Origin of the sequence: Moraxella sp. RCAD0137 (assembly GCF_002894025.1) — a bacterium.
Taxonomy (GTDB): Bacteria; Pseudomonadota; Gammaproteobacteria; order Pseudomonadales; family Moraxellaceae; genus Moraxella; species Moraxella porci.
In genome coordinates this window covers 162,628-177,405 of the sequence record NZ_LTCC01000002.1, presented here as the reverse complement: position 1 = coordinate 177,405, position 14,778 = coordinate 162,628, and the positions used below count along the sequence as shown (strand labels likewise).

The 14,778-nt window shown below is 49.5% G+C and carries 14 protein-coding genes and 2 tRNA genes; 10 read left to right on the top strand and 6 right to left on the bottom strand.

What is annotated here, in order from left to right; genetic code table 11:
• The first annotated feature begins 51 nt into the window (after window positions 1-51).
• On the top strand, window positions 52-1,461 hold the full coding sequence (locus AZ602_RS03310; RefSeq protein ID WP_103033689.1) for a lytic murein transglycosylase: 1,410 nt from the start codon (window positions 52-54) through the stop codon (window positions 1,459-1,461).
• Between the two features lie 75 nt (window positions 1,462-1,536).
• Here the strand turns inward: AZ602_RS03310 and AZ602_RS03305 are convergent, their stop codons facing one another.
• From AZ602_RS03305 to AZ602_RS03295, 3 genes are all read right to left on the bottom strand, one after another.
• Window positions 1,537-1,719, bottom strand: coding sequence for a hypothetical protein (locus AZ602_RS03305; protein ID WP_227525163.1), 183 nt, complete (start codon window positions 1,717-1,719; stop codon window positions 1,537-1,539).
• A gap of 165 nt (window positions 1,720-1,884) precedes the next feature.
• Window positions 1,885-2,757 (bottom strand): glutamate racemase, encoded by an 873-nt coding sequence (gene murI / locus AZ602_RS03300; protein WP_103033688.1) that lies wholly within the window; start codon window positions 2,755-2,757, stop codon window positions 1,885-1,887.
• Between the two features lie 36 nt (window positions 2,758-2,793).
• Window positions 2,794-3,429, bottom strand: a complete 636-nt coding sequence (locus AZ602_RS03295; RefSeq protein WP_103033687.1) for a DUF1285 domain-containing protein — start codon at window positions 3,427-3,429, stop codon at window positions 2,794-2,796.
• Between the two features lie 350 nt (window positions 3,430-3,779).
• Here AZ602_RS03295 and AZ602_RS03290 point away from each other — a divergent pair, with 350 nt between their 5' ends.
• Entirely contained in the window at window positions 3,780-5,441 is a 1,662-nt protein-coding gene (locus AZ602_RS03290; RefSeq protein WP_103033686.1) for an electron transfer flavoprotein-ubiquinone oxidoreductase, read from the top strand.
• Between the two features lie 78 nt (window positions 5,442-5,519).
• On the opposite strand, the gene hemA is transcribed toward AZ602_RS03290, so the two are convergent.
• On the bottom strand, window positions 5,520-6,851 hold the full coding sequence (gene hemA, locus AZ602_RS03285) for a glutamyl-tRNA reductase (protein WP_103033685.1): 1,332 nt from the start codon (window positions 6,849-6,851) through the stop codon (window positions 5,520-5,522).
• Window positions 6,852-7,322: 471 nt separating this feature from the next.
• On the opposite strand from hemA, the gene AZ602_RS03280 reads away from it, so the two are divergent.
• The 6 genes from AZ602_RS03280 to AZ602_RS03255 all read left to right on the top strand — a co-directional run bounded on the left by AZ602_RS03280 (window position 7,323) and on the right by AZ602_RS03255 (window position 12,324).
• Window positions 7,323-9,323, top strand: coding sequence for a hypothetical protein (locus AZ602_RS03280; protein ID WP_227525162.1), 2,001 nt, complete (start codon window positions 7,323-7,325; stop codon window positions 9,321-9,323).
• An 85-nt stretch (window positions 9,324-9,408) separates the two neighbouring features.
• Window positions 9,409-9,984 (top strand): lipoprotein insertase outer membrane protein LolB, encoded by a 576-nt coding sequence (gene lolB, locus AZ602_RS03275; RefSeq protein WP_103033684.1) that lies wholly within the window; start codon window positions 9,409-9,411, stop codon window positions 9,982-9,984.
• Window positions 9,985-9,991: 7 nt separating this feature from the next.
• Window positions 9,992-10,864: a 4-(cytidine 5'-diphospho)-2-C-methyl-D-erythritol kinase gene (gene ispE, locus AZ602_RS03270; protein WP_103033683.1), complete on the top strand. Its 873-nt coding sequence runs from the start codon at window positions 9,992-9,994 to the stop codon at window positions 10,862-10,864.
• 98 nt (window positions 10,865-10,962) lie between these two features.
• Window positions 10,963-11,038: transfer RNA gene (locus AZ602_RS03265), tRNA-Gln, on the top strand.
• A 71-nt stretch (window positions 11,039-11,109) separates the two neighbouring features.
• Window positions 11,110-11,185: transfer RNA gene (locus AZ602_RS03260), tRNA-Gln, on the top strand.
• A gap of 185 nt (window positions 11,186-11,370) precedes the next feature.
• A complete protein-coding gene (locus AZ602_RS03255; RefSeq protein ID WP_078317942.1) occupies window positions 11,371-12,324 on the top strand; it encodes a ribose-phosphate pyrophosphokinase in 954 nt (317 codons plus the stop codon).
• 89 nt (window positions 12,325-12,413) lie between these two features.
• Here the strand turns inward: AZ602_RS03255 and AZ602_RS03250 are convergent, their stop codons facing one another.
• Window positions 12,414-12,926 (bottom strand): cytochrome b, encoded by a 513-nt coding sequence (locus AZ602_RS03250; RefSeq protein WP_103033682.1) that lies wholly within the window; start codon window positions 12,924-12,926, stop codon window positions 12,414-12,416.
• Window positions 12,923-13,174 carry a hypothetical protein gene (locus AZ602_RS10180; protein WP_227525161.1) on the bottom strand — a complete coding sequence of 84 codons (252 nt, stop codon included), beginning with the start codon at window positions 13,172-13,174 and terminating at the stop codon, window positions 12,923-12,925. The genes AZ602_RS03250 and AZ602_RS10180 overlap by 4 nt, the downstream gene beginning before the upstream one ends.
• 205 nt (window positions 13,175-13,379) lie before the next feature.
• Here AZ602_RS10180 and AZ602_RS03240 point away from each other — a divergent pair, with 205 nt between their 5' ends.
• Together AZ602_RS03240 and AZ602_RS03235 are read left to right on the top strand one after the other, a co-directional pair.
• Window positions 13,380-14,129, top strand: coding sequence for a PP2C family serine/threonine-protein phosphatase (locus AZ602_RS03240; RefSeq protein ID WP_103033680.1), 750 nt, complete (start codon window positions 13,380-13,382; stop codon window positions 14,127-14,129).
• A gap of 9 nt (window positions 14,130-14,138) precedes the next feature.
• A complete protein-coding gene (locus AZ602_RS03235) occupies window positions 14,139-14,717 on the top strand; it encodes a hypothetical protein (RefSeq protein ID WP_103033679.1) in 579 nt (192 codons plus the stop codon).
• Window positions 14,718-14,778 lie beyond the last annotated feature (61 nt).

The following is a 14,778-nucleotide window of genomic DNA, read 5'->3' as shown; positions in this document are numbered from 1 at the left end:
GGGTAAGCTTAGGCTATTTGCAATTTTCATTATGGTTCTAAGGATTTTTTTATGAAAAAAACACTTTCAGTCCTATCATTGGCGGTCAGTGGTTTGGTGCTTAGTCAAACGGCGACGGCAAATGACTTGCCAAATCTTAGCAATAGCGAATTTCAACAATGCCTTGATGGCCTAAAAAACAGCAGTGCTTTTCGTGGTGTCTCAAGCCAAACCTTTGAAACCTATCGCCCAAGTCAGCCTGACCCGACGGTGATTCGCTCGCTCAATTATCAACCTGAATTTAAAAAAGATGTTTGGGATTATCTGGCATCACTGGTCGATAGCGAGCGTGTCGAAGATGGTATCCGCGCCAAGCACGAGCAGGCCGATGTCTTACGCCGTATCGAGAGCCGTTATGGTGTCAAGGCAGAGCACGTGCTAGGCGTATGGGGTGTGGAGAGTAATTTTGGTCAGACGTTGGGTAAGAAAAACTTGTTTGATAGTCTGGCGACTTTATCATGCTTTGACCGTCGCCAGAGTTATTTCCGTGGTGAATTCGCCAATGCTCTAAAAATCGTCCAAAATGGTGACATTCGTCCGCAGGATATGACAGGCTCATGGGCGGGGGCATTTGGTCAGACGCAGTTTATGCCAAGTACATTCCTAGAATTGGCGGTGGATTTTGATGGTGATGGCCGCAAAGATTTGGTGAATTCAAAAGCAGATGCCCTAGCCAGTACCGCCAATTTCCTTGCCAAACGCGGTTATCGCAGTGGCGAGCCTTGGGGCTATGAAGTAAAATTGAACGGCTATGATGGCACAAGCGGTCGCCGTGACAAAAAATCCATCAGCCATTGGCAAAATATGGGGCTGACCCTACCTGATGGTCGTCCATTGCCAAATAACATGGCATCGGCAGGCTTGCTGCTACCTGCAGGTAAGCATGGCCCTGCGTTCTTGGTGGGCAAAAACTTTGATGCGTTTTATGCCTATAATGCGTCGGAAAGCTATGCACTTGCCATTGCTCATTTGTCAGATTTGGTGACGAGCGAAAATACCAACACCAATTTTGCCACGCCTTGGCCGACAGACGACCCAGGTATCGGTCGCCGTGAATCCAAAGAGATTCAGCAAGCGCTCATCGATGCTGGCTATGACATCGGTGCAGTGGATGGTATCATCGGGGATAATACTCGCCGTGCCATCATGGATTATCAGCGTAAGGTCGGCGTGACGCCCGATGGCCGAGCGGGTCAAAAATTCCATCGCCTTATTACAGGGACGCACAGACCGACCGCCGCCACGATCAATAGCAGCAGACCGCTATCAAGTGCCCCTGCGTCAACAGTCCAGTCTGCCAACAGCCATCAGACGCCTGTGGTTCGACCTGTTGCGCGCCCTGCCACCGCTTCACCGACTGGCACCGTTTATCGCCGAGTCGTCAATGCCGATGGCTCAACTTCTTTGGTGGCGACGCCTTGATCTTTCAATGACACCGCATAAAAAAAGCTCAAAGTACGCACTTTGAGCTTTTTATTATCGACATCGACTATGCCATCAAGCGTCGTCTTCTTTATCATCCCACTCGGCATAGGTCTTCGATGGGTTGATGCCTTGTTTTTTTAGGTATTCGACCTGCTCCTCGAGCGTACGCTTTTTTTCGGCGTCGTGCATCGCTTCGGATAGCTCGTCGAATTTTTCGATTTGTTCGCGCAGGGTGCTGTTAGTGTCTGTTGCCATCTCATTCTCCTTGTTGTGGTATGGAACATTCATCAGATGCAAAATTGGCATCACTTAGTGGCATTACAACAAATTTTGAGGAAAATTGCAAATCATCGGCGCGTTTTTTACCGATTTTCACAAAATATAACATTCTTGGCACAATCGACGCCAACCATCAAGCCATCAAGCACGAGATAACTCATCATCCAGTGGCAAAAAATCACTGTCCACAAACACCATCCGCGTACCTGATAAGCGCTTGGCGGTCGTGACCACATGATCTGCCAAACTCGATGCATAAAAATACAGCACCGCATCCCGCTCACTAGAATCAGCACTTAAACCAAAATACCCAAGCAACGATCGCACGCGCTCAGCAATCGCGGTGCCTGAGTCCAGCAGCGCCATCGAAAGATGAGAGTCATCGATCCATGCTTGCAAAAATTCCTTAAAAAACGGATAATGCGTACAGCCTAGCACGATCACATCAATGCCCGCCTCGTGCCACGCTGCAGTCTGCTTGATCAATAGATCTGCCACATGATGATCGATGGGCATGCCAGACTCCACCCACGGCACGAGCATCGGCTCGAAATGCTTATGCACGGTCACGCCCTTTGGGGTAGCGATCTCATCGATCACTTGCTGTAGTAGCCTGCCTTGAAGCGTTGCTTGGGTGGCCAGCACAGCGATCTGACCCGAGGTGGTGATCTCACAGGCTGGCTTGACCGCAGGCACCAGACCCACGATCGGCACGCTGCATCTGGCTCTGAGTGCTGTCAAACTGTGCGCCGATGCGCTATTGCAGGCGATGACGATGAGTTTGCAGCCTTGCTTACATAGCCAATCCACCGCCTGTAAAGTCAAAAATAATATCTCATCCCCTGATTTATTGCCGTACGGCACATTTTGGGTGTCAGCATAATACACATAGCGCTCATTGGGCATCAGCCGCGCCAGATGGCGAAACACCGACAGCCCGCCAACACCCGAATCAAAAATACCGATCGGGGCTTGGCTAGTGGGCTTCATCGGGTCAAACTGTGGGTGTATCATGCGCGTACATGGTCCATAAAAACTACAAACTGCCGCTTAAGCGTGCTGATCAATTTGGTGAATTTTACCACCACTTGACAGCTTTAGCACGGTTTTATTTTGCCTATCATCACTGATCTGCACCAGCTCGCCCATCTCGATCAGATGATACATTGCATTATTCATCAGTCGCGCGCTGAGGCCAAAGCGCGTATCGATATACAGCCGCTCGCCACCCTCATGGCTCTTAAAATACAGCTGATGATGATCATCCAAGCGAATGCGATCGCCATTGGTGGTGCCAAACTCGATCCACAGCTGCCCATTGTCGGACACTTGATCGACTTGATTGATAAATAAAGGCGCATCAGCAACGCGTATTTGATATTTGTCTGTCGGCGTTTTTAGGTAATGCACTTTTTGGCCATCATGCATCTCAACCCACAACACACTGGCAAACAGATCCACCAGTGACTGACGGGTCATTTTTGTGCCTTCGTGCCACCACTCGCCATTATCACGAATTTCAATATCGATCGGTGAGCTGCGTTCAGGCTGCCAGCGCTCCAAAGGCGGAATTTTGCGCACAGGCTTATCATCACTGACGCCATCGGCAGCCAGCTTTTGTAGATCTTGGGTAAGGGTTTTGGTTAACTCATTGTTTTTATTTGATTTTAATTCATGTTGTGTCATCTGTATACTCCCTGATTGATTGATCATATTGCTCAACTATACAAGCAATGCTTGTCAATGCCATCGCCATTTTTTGTTATGATGGGCGATTTTTTGGGGAATTTCAAGCGATTTTTGGCTAAGATTTACCGCACAAACCCACCAACACGGTAGCCAATTTTTTTGGTAAAAATTTAAAAAACCATGCATCGGCCATTCAAAAATACTAAGCTGGCTTTAAAAAAACTTGCCTAATTAGCCAAGATTGCTAAAATAGACACATGCTTAACTGTAGCATCGCAAGCTAACTGCCAGCCTCTGCTACTTTGGATATCATTTGAGAGTTTTTATTTTATTATTAAGGATACTTCATGCAAATCGAACGCGAATCTATGGAATTTGATGTCGTCATCGTCGGCGGTGGGCCTGCAGGTCTGTCAGCTGCCATTCGTCTGCGCCAGTTGGCCATCGCAAACGGCATGGATGAATTCACCGTCTGTGTCTTAGAAAAAGGCTCAGAATTTGGCGCACACACCTTGTCAGGCGCCATCATGGAAACGCGCGCCCTTGACGAGCTGATCCCAGACTGGAAAGCGCGCGGCGCACCGATCACAGTCGAGGCCAAAGAGGATCGCGTCTATATGCTAGGCAGCGCCACTCGCACCACCAAACTGCCTGGTTCCATCGTTCCTGCCAGTATGCATAATGAGGGTAATTACATCGTCTCGCTGGGCAATGTGGTGCGCTGGCTTGCCGAACAAGCTGAAGCCCTTGAGGTGATGATGTTCCCAGGCTTTGCCGCCAGTGAGATCCTCTACCACGAGGATGGCTCGGTACGCGGCGTACAAACTGGTGATATGGGCATCGACGCTGCAGGTCAGCCAAAGGGCAGCTTCGAGCCAGGCTATGAGCTGCTTGCCAAATACACCATCTTTGCTGAGGGTTGCCGCGGTCATCTGGGCAAACGACTCATTAGCCGCTTTCATCTGGACAAAGACAAAGATCCGCAGCACTACGGCATCGGCCTAAAAGAGCTGTGGGAAATCGATGCCGAAAAACACGAAGAAGGCGTCATCATGCATGGGACAGGTTGGCCATTGTCCGAGACTGGCTCAACTGGTGGCTGGTTCTTATATTTTGCTGAAGATAATCAAGTCAGCTTCGGCTTAATCGTGGATTTGGCGTACCATAATCCACACATCTCGCCATTTGATGAGTTGCAGCGCCTAAAACTACACCCATTGATCCGCCCGATCCTAGAAGGTGGCAAGCGTCTGTCCTATGGCGCGCGTGCGATGACTAAAGGCGGTTTGAACAGCTTGCCAAAATTCACCTTCCCAGGTGGCGTACTGGTCGGTGATGATGCAGGCTTTCTAAATCCTGCCAAACTCAAAGGCACGCACACATCGATGAAATCAGGCATGCTGGCTGCCGAAAGCGTCTTTGAGGCGATCAAAGCAGGTCGCAGCGGTGATGAGGTGGTCGAGTACCAAAGCGCCTTTGAAAACTCTTGGCTGTATGAAGATGCCTATCAAGCACGAAACTTCGCGCCTGCGATGCATCGCATGGGTCAGTGGATGGGTGGCGCGTTCACTTTTGTGGAACAAAATTTATTCGGCGGCAAAATGCCATTGACCATCAATGACACCACCCCAGATTATGACACTTTGGATAAAGCAGCGCAGTCGTACAAGCCTGATTATCCAAAGCCAGATGGCAAGCTGACTTTTGATAAGTTATCCAGCGTCTTTATCTCAAATACCAACCACGCTGAAGATCAGCCATGCCATCTGCGCTTGACTGATCCGACGGTGCCAATCGCTGTCAACTTGCCGCTGTATGCCGAGCCTGCGCAGCGCTATTGCCCTGCTGGCGTGTACGAAGTCGTCCAAAAAGAGGGTGAAGAACCGCAGTTTGTCATCAACAGTCAAAACTGCGTCCACTGCAAAACCTGTGATATCAAAGATCCTGCCCAAAACATCACTTGGGTGACGCCAGAAGGTGGCGGTGGCCCAAATTATCCTAACATGTAAACCCAAAAAAGCACCAAGAGCCTCTTGGTGCTTTTTTAAGGGATGTATTATTAATAAAAAGTATGCTGCGCTGTCCGATCAGATCGGCTTACGATGGCTGTGGATCAGCTCTTGACTGATGGCATCGAGCGTGTCGGCATCATAGACTTTGGCGGCTTGACGAATCAGCCTAGATGGGCTGTGCATCAAGGTCTGACTCATGCCGTGCGCAAACTCAGCCAGCACCACTTTGGCATCCTCGCCCTGATCGATGCGCGCCATCGCAGCATCCAAAAGCTGTTGGCTACGGCGCTGTGCCATCTGACGATAGTCGCGGATATAAGCGCGCGCCCTTTGCGTCTGCATCCTCGCCTCGATGTCAAGCACCAGCTGCCCGACCAACAGCTCAGCTTCGACGGCAGCTTGTTTGCGCTCAGCCAAGTTACCTGCGATCACATGTTGCAGATCATCGACTGAATACAGATAAATGTCATCAAGCTGGCCGACGGCAGGCTCGATGTCTCTTGGCACTGCCAAATCCACCAAAAGCATCGGCTGATGGCGGCGCTGCTTGAGTGCTTTTTTGACCATATCAGCGTCGATCAGTGCCTGCATGCTGCCACTACAACTGCTGACAATGTCGGCCTCAGGCAGCACCATCGATAGCTCAGCCAGCGGTACAATGTCCACCTGCAGCGGTCGAGCCGCTTGATCCGCCATCTTGACCAGCTCATCACTCAGCGCCTGCGCACGCTCGGCACTGCGATTACAGATGATGATTCTTTTGATGCCGAGTGCAGCGACATTATGCGCCACCAAGCGATTCATCTCCCCTGCTGCCACCAACAAAAAAGTCAGCTCACGCGGATCATCAAAAATCTGTGTGGCAAGCTTGGCGGTGGCAAAACCCAGCGTCACTGCCTGAGCGCCGACTTTGGTATCACGGCGCACCGTGCGAGCGGCGGCGAATACCTGCTGAGTAAGCCAACCAAACTCACTACTCACCCCGCCATGTTCGCGAGAGGTGGCGACTGCTTGGCGAATCTGACCCAAAATCTGCGGCTCGCCTAAGATCATCGAGTCAAGCCCTGCCGCCACGCGCAGCCAGTGATTGAGCGCACGCGAATCCTCATAGGCATACAGATAAGGGGCGATGTCATCGAAACTCACTCCCTTAAACTGAGCCAGCCATTCACCGATGGCGCGCAGCTTTGGCGAGATCACGCCATCGACCTGCTCATCATCGCCAAGCGACTCATCCTCGATGCCGACATACAGCTCACTGCGATTGCAAGTAGAGACAATGGTGCAGCCACGGGTCAGCGCAGACAATGCCTGAATTGCCTCAGGCATATCCGAGCCAAAAGACAGCCGCTCCCGTAATGACACAGGGGCAGTCTTATGATTGACTCCGATAACTGCTAATTTCATAAAATAACCAACAATCGATGAGGCTTGTGTAAATTAAACTCGTTATTATAGCAGCTTTTCACGCATTTCAAGCAAAAAATTTGCAAGTTTATTTTGCCAAATTTAGCGACAATCTTAATGATGCCGCTTGGCTAAGCCGTTGTTTAAAGATCACAGCTTTGATAACTTGATGAAGCTGTATCATCCTTTGTCTTATAGTCATCGGCTGCCCATCAAGCATCTGTCGGTTTGTCGTTTGCCATAAAGCGTATTAACCTACCCAAGTGTTACGACAAGCTTGATAAATGCGCGGATTTCTTAACAAATTGGCAGCAAATTGCTAAAATTTGTGATTTGTCGGTGTTTTTCAGCGGTTTTATTTGCACTTATCAAAAATACTTTTATAATAGAGCGTACTTTTATAATACAGCATATTTGGCAAGCATTGTTCTTGTTTTGCCAATCCAATCTTTTTTAAATTGGCTGATGGTCATGATACTGCGACGACATCCACCCAAAGGCATACCGCCCAGCGCTGATGATGCTCTGATGAGTCATCATGGCATCGGCACGCCAAAAAAAGCGCAGTTGACCAGACGGCCGATCAAGCTTGCCATCGCCATCGCCTGTGTCGGCGCCATCGGCATCACAGGCATCACCGCCACGAGCGCGCATGCCAATGTCTTTGATCCATTATTAAAAATTTTATTACCTTTTTATAAACCCAAACCCAAAAGCGGCATCGAAGAAGAGGCTGAGTATATGGCCGACACCGAGATCGTGGAGCTGCCCGCATCGCAGCCTGATTTGGGTGATGAGCCTGATGAGGCACTGACCCCAAGCAGCGTCCCGAACCTACCTGCCGTACTCTTGGATGATACGCTTATCGCCGATGACATCGAACCGATGCTCGATACGCCCGATCTGTATGCACTGATGGATGCTGAATTTGCGGCGGATCGTGGCGATATTGCGCGCGCACTGACCCTGTATAAGGCCGAATCATTCAAACAAAATGCCACCAGCGTCTTTGAACGAGCGCTGTCATTGTCCATCGAATTTGAGACACCTGATAAATCACTGGCCTTTGCGACCGCTTGGCAAGACAGCAATCCTGAGCATATTCCTGCTTGGTTTTATGTGACGCATCTGGCGCTCAAGGCTGGCGAATACGACCAAGCCGCCAGCATGATCTCGACCATTTTGCACTATGATCCGCGTTCTGATTTGGGGCAGATTTTGACTGGCATTATTCCGCCAAATGCCGATGATAAGCGCGCTTTGCTCTATGCCTTACAAGGATTGCGGCAGGACAATGCCTCGGTCGCGGTGCTGCGGGCGGGTATTTTGATGGGGCTTGAGGATTATGCTGCCGCGCGCCTGCATGTCAATCAAGCCCTAAAAAGCGAACCTGACAATCTGGCATTTATTACCCTAAAGCTCAATATCCTGCGCGCCGATCAGCGCATGGATGAGCTGTGGTCATACTTGCACCAAATGCGCAAAAAGCTGCCCAAAGAAAAAGAGCTGTATCTCTACGAAGCGCGCTATCTGATCGAAACTGGTGATCTGACCCAAGCATGGGATCTGTTGGCTCAAGCGGTCAAACACACCCAAGATAAAGACATCCGCCTATTGGCTGGCCTTGTCGGTCTGGATGGCGGCCGCTACCGTGATGCCATCGACATGCTGATGCCGCTCACCGAGCTGCCCGACCTAAAAAGCCAAGCGCATTATTATCTGGGCATCGGCTATGAACGATTGGGCGACATTCAGCATGCGCGCAGCCACTTTGAGAAAGTCAATCATTATGAGCATATGCTCGATGCCAGCAGTAAAGTGGTGGGCTTTTATTTGGCCGAAAATGACACCGCCGCCGCCATCAAGACCTTGGTGCGTCTGCGAGATGAATTTGAAAATTATGCCACCGACAGCTATATTTTGCAGGCCGAGATTTATCTGCGTCAAGGCGATAAACAAAAAGCCAAAGATCTGCTGACCATTGCCAATCGAGAATATCCAGACGACGATCGGCTGTTGTACGCAAGCTTCCAGCTGCTCGAAGCTGAACTTGATCATAACGACAAGCGCCAAGCCATCGATCGCCTGTTGCAGCTGGCTGATTATAATCCGTATTATCAACTGGCCGACGCCAAGCTGCGCCTAAGCGAAAATCCGACAGATGCCAAGGCTCTGGACATCGCGCGAACCATCAGCAATATCAGCTTTGATCACCCTGATTATGACAGTCAGCTGCAGCTAGATGCGTTATTGGTGCTGGCCAATCATGCCTTATCCCAAGGCGATTTTGCTGCCGTCATCGACCATCTACAAGCGCCGTATGAAGTCAGCCCAAGGCTCGATGTCGGCATCACCTTATTGCGCGCCTATCAAGGCATCAATGATCAAACCGCGATGGCACAGCTGCTGGCAGATCTGCAAGCGCGCTTTGGCGGCAATGATGCTGCCACAGGCGACAGTCAGATTTATTAATCGATAAGCATCAGCATTGGCCGCTGCCGTGGCAGCCGATGGCAGATGATTTACCCAACCTTAAGATCAGACATTTGGACTTATCATGAAAAAACTCAGTCTCATCACCGCATCGGCAGCTGCACTACTACTCAGCGCATGCGCCAGTACTCAGCCGAGCATCACGCCCACGACCAGCAGCCTACCAAGCGCACAAGCGCCGATCAAATTTGGCATCACAGGCAAAATCGGGGTGATCAGTGTCAGCTCCGAGGGCAGACAAGCTGGCAGCGCTTTTTATGCTTGGGCTCAAGATGAGGACAGATTCAGCATCGATTTGACGGGCGCTTTGGGCATTGGTGCCACCCAGATCCGCTATGATGGCAAGAGCGCGACCTTGAGCAGTGAACGCACTGGTACACTGACTGCCGATTCGCCAGAAGCGCTGCTGTATCAAGCCACTGGTTGGCAAGCCCCGATCTCAAGATTGCCTTATTGGATCATGGGACGCCCAGCGCCTGTTGACAGCGCACTTGCGCACGATGCCAATGGTCGTCTGATCGCTGCCACCAATGGCGATTGGCAAGCCAATTTTGAGTATGGCAAAGGTGCTCTACCGACGCGGCTGCGCATCGTACACCAAGAGGGTCACAGCGTCACCCTGACCATCGCGCATTCGTAGGCAGCTTATGTCACTGATCGTATTTTCACCTGCTAAGATTAATCTGTTTTTGCACATCACCGCCAAGCGTGATGATGGCTATCACGATCTACAAAGCGTGTTCCGTGCCATCGATTTTGGAGATGTGCTGAGCTTTGAGCTATCGCCATCACAGGCACAGCTTGTCACCCTAACTGGCGCCGACACCTTGACCGATGATATTAATGACAATCTCATCATCAAAGCAGCAAAGCTACTATCCACACATCATCCCGATCAAGCGCGTGCTGTCAGCATCCATCTGGACAAGGTCATTCCCACAGGTGCAGGTCTGGGCGGTGGTTCCAGCAACTGTGCTGCTACATTGATGGCGCTAAATACACTCTGGCAGCTGAATCTTTCGACGCAGCAGCTGATGGATTTTGGGCAGCAGCTGGGCGCCGATGTGCCGTTTTTTATTTTTAGCCAAGCCCATCATGCCGATGCGCATGCGTTGGGCATTGGTGAAAAACTCACTGCGCTTAAACTGCCTAGCGCGCGCTATCTTTTGTTATTGCCGCGCGCGCATCTGGCAACCGCCGCTTTATTTAATCACCCTGATCTCATCAAAAACACCCAACCCATCCCCGACATCGCCGATCGCTACAGTGACTATGGCGAACGCTTATCGGTGGATTTTTTTAATGCCTTTGAGCGCATCGCTGCCCAGCACTCAGCTGCTGTGGCTGAGGCACTCGGCTATCTGCGCACGCTGGAGGCTAAGACAGGCACCAGTGCACGATTGACCGGCACTGGCAGTACGGTGTTTTTGCCAATACCTGAGCATATCGATGCCGCCACACTCAGCGCATGGCAGCTGTCTTCGCCCTGTCCTTGCGTGGTTGCGGAGAATTTATATTAAATAATGCTATATTTTTCAATGGTTTATAAAATTTTATCCAAAAATCATAAAATTTACTTGTATTATCCAAAAAATTTGGTATAATTTTTGCCCTATACAGGGGTATCGCCAAGTTGGTAAGGCATCAGGTTTTGATCCTGACATTCGTTGGTTCGAGTCCAGCTACCTCTGCCAATTTTTTTAAAGTAAATCGCACAGATTGACTTTAAAACAAAGTTTGCAAATCTTTTAAAAAATTTGCATCTAGGGGTATCGCCAAGTTGGTAAGGCATCAGGTTTTGATCCTGACATTCGTTGGTTCGAGTCCAGCTACCTCTGCCAAATCCGATCAAGCCAGTCATTCGTGATTGGCTTGATTTTTTTTGTAGCATTTTCCACCGCCCTCCAAGTTTACAAAAAACTTATCGCACCCCCTGCAAAATCACAACCAAAAATGCTAAAATATACCCTTAATCGGCCTCATACGCCCAAAGCCCTTTTCGATTTGCTTTTATAGGATCTTTCCCATGTCATATATGGCTGTCTTTTCAGGTAGTGCCAACCCTCAACTTGCCCAAACCGTCGCTGATAATCTGCACATTCCTCTGGGTAAGGCTGACATCAACCGTTTTTCTGATGGCGAAATCGCCGTCGAGATCAAAGAAAATGTCCGCGGTAAAGATGTCTTTATCCTACAGCCGACCTGCGCACCCACCAATGACAATTTGATGGAAATCGTCCTGCTTGCCGATGCATTGCGCCGTTCGAGCGCAGGCCGTATCACTGCGGTTATCCCTTACTTTGGCTATGCGCGCCAAGACCGCCGCCCACGCTCGGCACGCGTGCCCATCTCAGCAAAAGTGGTTGCAGATATGCTATCGATCGCAGGTATTGACCGTGTGATGATGGTTGATCTGCATTCAGATCAGATCCAAGGCTTCTTTGATGTGCCTGTGGATAACCTATACGGCACGCCTGTGCTACTGCGCGACCTAAAGCAACAAAACTATGAAAATCTGATGGTTGTCTCACCAGATGTCGGCGGTGTCGTTCGCGCTCGTGCGATGGCCAAGCTACTTGGTGAGGCAGATCTGGCCATCATCGACAAGCGCCGCGCCCGTGCTAATGAATCACAAGTGATGCACATCATCGGTGATGTCTCTGGCCGCGACTGCGTCATCGTCGATGACATCGTCGATACTGCAGGCACGCTGTGTAAGGCCGCCCAAGCTCTAAAAGACAATGGCGCACGCCGTGTTGTCGGTTACATCACCCACCCTGTTCTGTCTGGCAAAGCCATCGAAACCATCAAAAATTCAGCCTTGGATGAGCTGGTCGTTACCGACACCATTCCGCTGTCAGAAGCTGCGATGGCCTGTGGCAACATCCGCCAAGTCAGTATCGCTGCGATGATCGCCGAATCACTGCGCCGTATCAATAACGAAGAATCGATCAGCGCCATGTTTGAATATGATGTCTGATGACCCTGTCATACTATAATCCGCCAGCTTTTGGCGGATTTTTTATTAAAAAAACACCGCATAGTGCGCTGTTCGTATCCTAGGGCAGCTTAGCGCATGCGAGCCAGCAGATTGTCTTTTAGGATAAACTGATGATACAGTGCGCCGATGATGTGCGCTGCGATCAAAGCCAGCAGCAGCGGCCAAATCAGCCCAGTATGCCAATCCATCAATGTGCCTGCCAATGAATCATTGGCACTGCCAAAGCCTGGAATCTGAAACAGCCCAAAAACATTCACGCCATAGCCGCCATACATCGAGGCCATAAAGGCGGTCAATGGCATCGCAAGCATCACGACATATAATAAAAAATGCACCACAGCCGAGGCAATGCTGTGTAATTTTGGCATAGGTGCCGGCGGCGTTTTGCTGACAAGACGGTTTAAAATACGCAATACCGTCCAAATCAAAAAGCTAAAGCCCACCGATTTATGCAGGCTGACAAAATCATCACCCTGCTCAATGATCAACCATGCAGCCAAGATGAGCAGCGCACCCACCCAATGAAAAACGCGTGCTGCCACGCTGTATTTATGTACAGTCGCAGTTGCTGTGTGTGTCATGAAATTTTCCCATCATTTTGGCAGCAAGCAAAGCGCTTGGCCAAGTCACTCATATCATTTCTAATAAATAATGTTTGATATTTTACCAAATATATGCAAAAGCTTGCTTGGGCAAACTGTAGCGGTTTTGTATCTGGCGACTTAGACCGACGCTTGTGATATACCATCACACCAAACAGCCAATCCAATCCCATCAAACTTACCAAAATGATGGCACACCAACGCCCATCGCCGATTTGACCTTTCAATCAACATACGATCATCAATACAGATGAAGCTGGATGATTTTTCAGGTGATTGTGATCTATAAAAGCAGATCCAAAAAAAGGTCATTTTGGTCTTGGCGATGGCGTGTGACAAATCACGAAAATAGCGCTGGGTGTACACAGCACGACACAATCTGACGCATGAGTAAGTTATCATAGCCATCACAACCAAGCTTTTGGAGTCAAGATGACATATCACATTCAAGCTGTCAACTGGCGCGGCGGTATGGCACACCAGCAGGATGCGGTACTGATCGCACCTAAAATCTATCAGCACCAAGGACGGATTAGCCGCTGTTATGACACTGGGCAATTTTGTGTCGCTGTCGCTGATGGTGTATCTGCCAGTCCTTATTCAGCACTGGCATCACGGACTTTGTTGCAGCTGACAAGCGCGATGTACGCTGATAGAGGCGCGGTGGATTTTGTAGAGTTACAACATCGGCTCAATCAAGCACTGACAGATGATCGGCATGATGGCGCGAGCAGCACCTTGGTGTGCGCTTATTCGGTGGGTGATGAGATTGTGCTTCAGCATCTTGGTGACAGTCGGGCGTATCATTATGATGGCGTGTCATGGGCGTGCTTAACCCAAGATCACAGCTTTATCAATGAGCTTAGAGCAGATGGCGCAGCCAGCGATGATGACTATGCCAGCTGTTATGGTGCATTGATGGGTTATTTTGTCGTTGATCGTGTGGCGGATATGTCGGCAGTTCAGTTAGCAAGCCATCAGACATTGAGTCTAAAATCAGCAGAGTGTCTGCTGCTGTGCAGTGATGGCTTTTATGAAGTATTGCATGGTCAGTTTTTGCCGATGGATGAGGCAATCAGCCTAAAACAATGGCTCATCGACAGCATCGATCAAATCAAGCAAATCAAGCCAAAACAACAGCTTGATAATATCAGCGCTATCTTGGTGCGATGCATTCAATGAGGAATAAAGATGTTAAATGAAATATTATGCTTATGTATTGGTGGTGCCACTTATCACACCGATCACTTGATGCCGCTTGATAAAGTGCCAGAGAATGAGTCGATTATTTTGGCTTTTTATCATCCAGATAATCACTGTGATCGTAATCAAATCAATCAGCTACAAGCAAATGACGTGCATCTGGTGGCACTGGTGGATGCTGACGATGACAGACAGCTGCCAGAACAGGCGTTTTCGATGATCTGCTGTGATGATGCAAGACTGGTCGCTGAATTGATTTGTAATGCCGTCACCAACGGTTTGTTGAGAATTGATCTGGTTGAGTTGCTCACAGCATTGGCAGGCTGCGTATTTGATCATCAAAGATGCATCGGCATGGGCGATCAGCGGATTGACATGATCATTGATCAATCAAAAAGCATCAGATCATCTAGACAGCTTTGCATTTTTAATGGTGATTTTGGCTTTAATGAGCAGATTACATTTTTATCTGCTTGTGAAGAGGCAGAACTGTTGTTTTATTCGCTGGATAGTAGCAAGAGTATGGGTGATGAAGCTGTGGTGGATGTATTGTATTCGCGCGATTGACACTAAAGCTTCAGTAAGCAGCTTGGCGATGGCTCACCCTACCAAAGATCGCTGTCTTATC

Excerpts from the sequence above, each read along its gene's own strand:
- murI (WP_103033688.1), bottom strand. The coding sequence starts at position 2,757 with ATGATACACCCACAGTTTGACCCGATGAAGCCCACTAGCCAAGCCCCG.
- ispE (WP_103033683.1), top strand. The coding sequence starts at position 9,992 with ATGTCACTGATCGTATTTTCACCTGCTAAGATTAATCTGTTTTTGCAC.
- hemA (WP_103033685.1), bottom strand. The coding sequence starts at position 6,851 with ATGAAATTAGCAGTTATCGGAGTCAATCATAAGACTGCCCCTGTGTCA.
- lolB (WP_103033684.1), top strand. The coding sequence starts at position 9,409 with ATGAAAAAACTCAGTCTCATCACCGCATCGGCAGCTGCACTACTACTC.
- AZ602_RS03310 (WP_103033689.1), top strand. The coding sequence starts at position 52 with ATGAAAAAAACACTTTCAGTCCTATCATTGGCGGTCAGTGGTTTGGTG.
- AZ602_RS03235 (WP_103033679.1), top strand. The coding sequence starts at position 14,139 with ATGTTAAATGAAATATTATGCTTATGTATTGGTGGTGCCACTTATCAC.
- AZ602_RS03305 (WP_227525163.1), bottom strand. The coding sequence starts at position 1,719 with ATGGCAACAGACACTAACAGCACCCTGCGCGAACAAATCGAAAAATTC.
- AZ602_RS03255 (WP_078317942.1), top strand. The coding sequence starts at position 11,371 with ATGTCATATATGGCTGTCTTTTCAGGTAGTGCCAACCCTCAACTTGCC.
- AZ602_RS03250 (WP_103033682.1), bottom strand. The coding sequence starts at position 12,926 with ATGACACACACAGCAACTGCGACTGTACATAAATACAGCGTGGCAGCA.
- AZ602_RS03295 (WP_103033687.1), bottom strand. The coding sequence starts at position 3,429 with ATGACACAACATGAATTAAAATCAAATAAAAACAATGAGTTAACCAAA.
- AZ602_RS03290 (WP_103033686.1), top strand. The coding sequence starts at position 3,780 with ATGCAAATCGAACGCGAATCTATGGAATTTGATGTCGTCATCGTCGGC.
- AZ602_RS03280 (WP_227525162.1), top strand. The coding sequence starts at position 7,323 with ATGATACTGCGACGACATCCACCCAAAGGCATACCGCCCAGCGCTGAT.
- AZ602_RS03240 (WP_103033680.1), top strand. The coding sequence starts at position 13,380 with ATGACATATCACATTCAAGCTGTCAACTGGCGCGGCGGTATGGCACAC.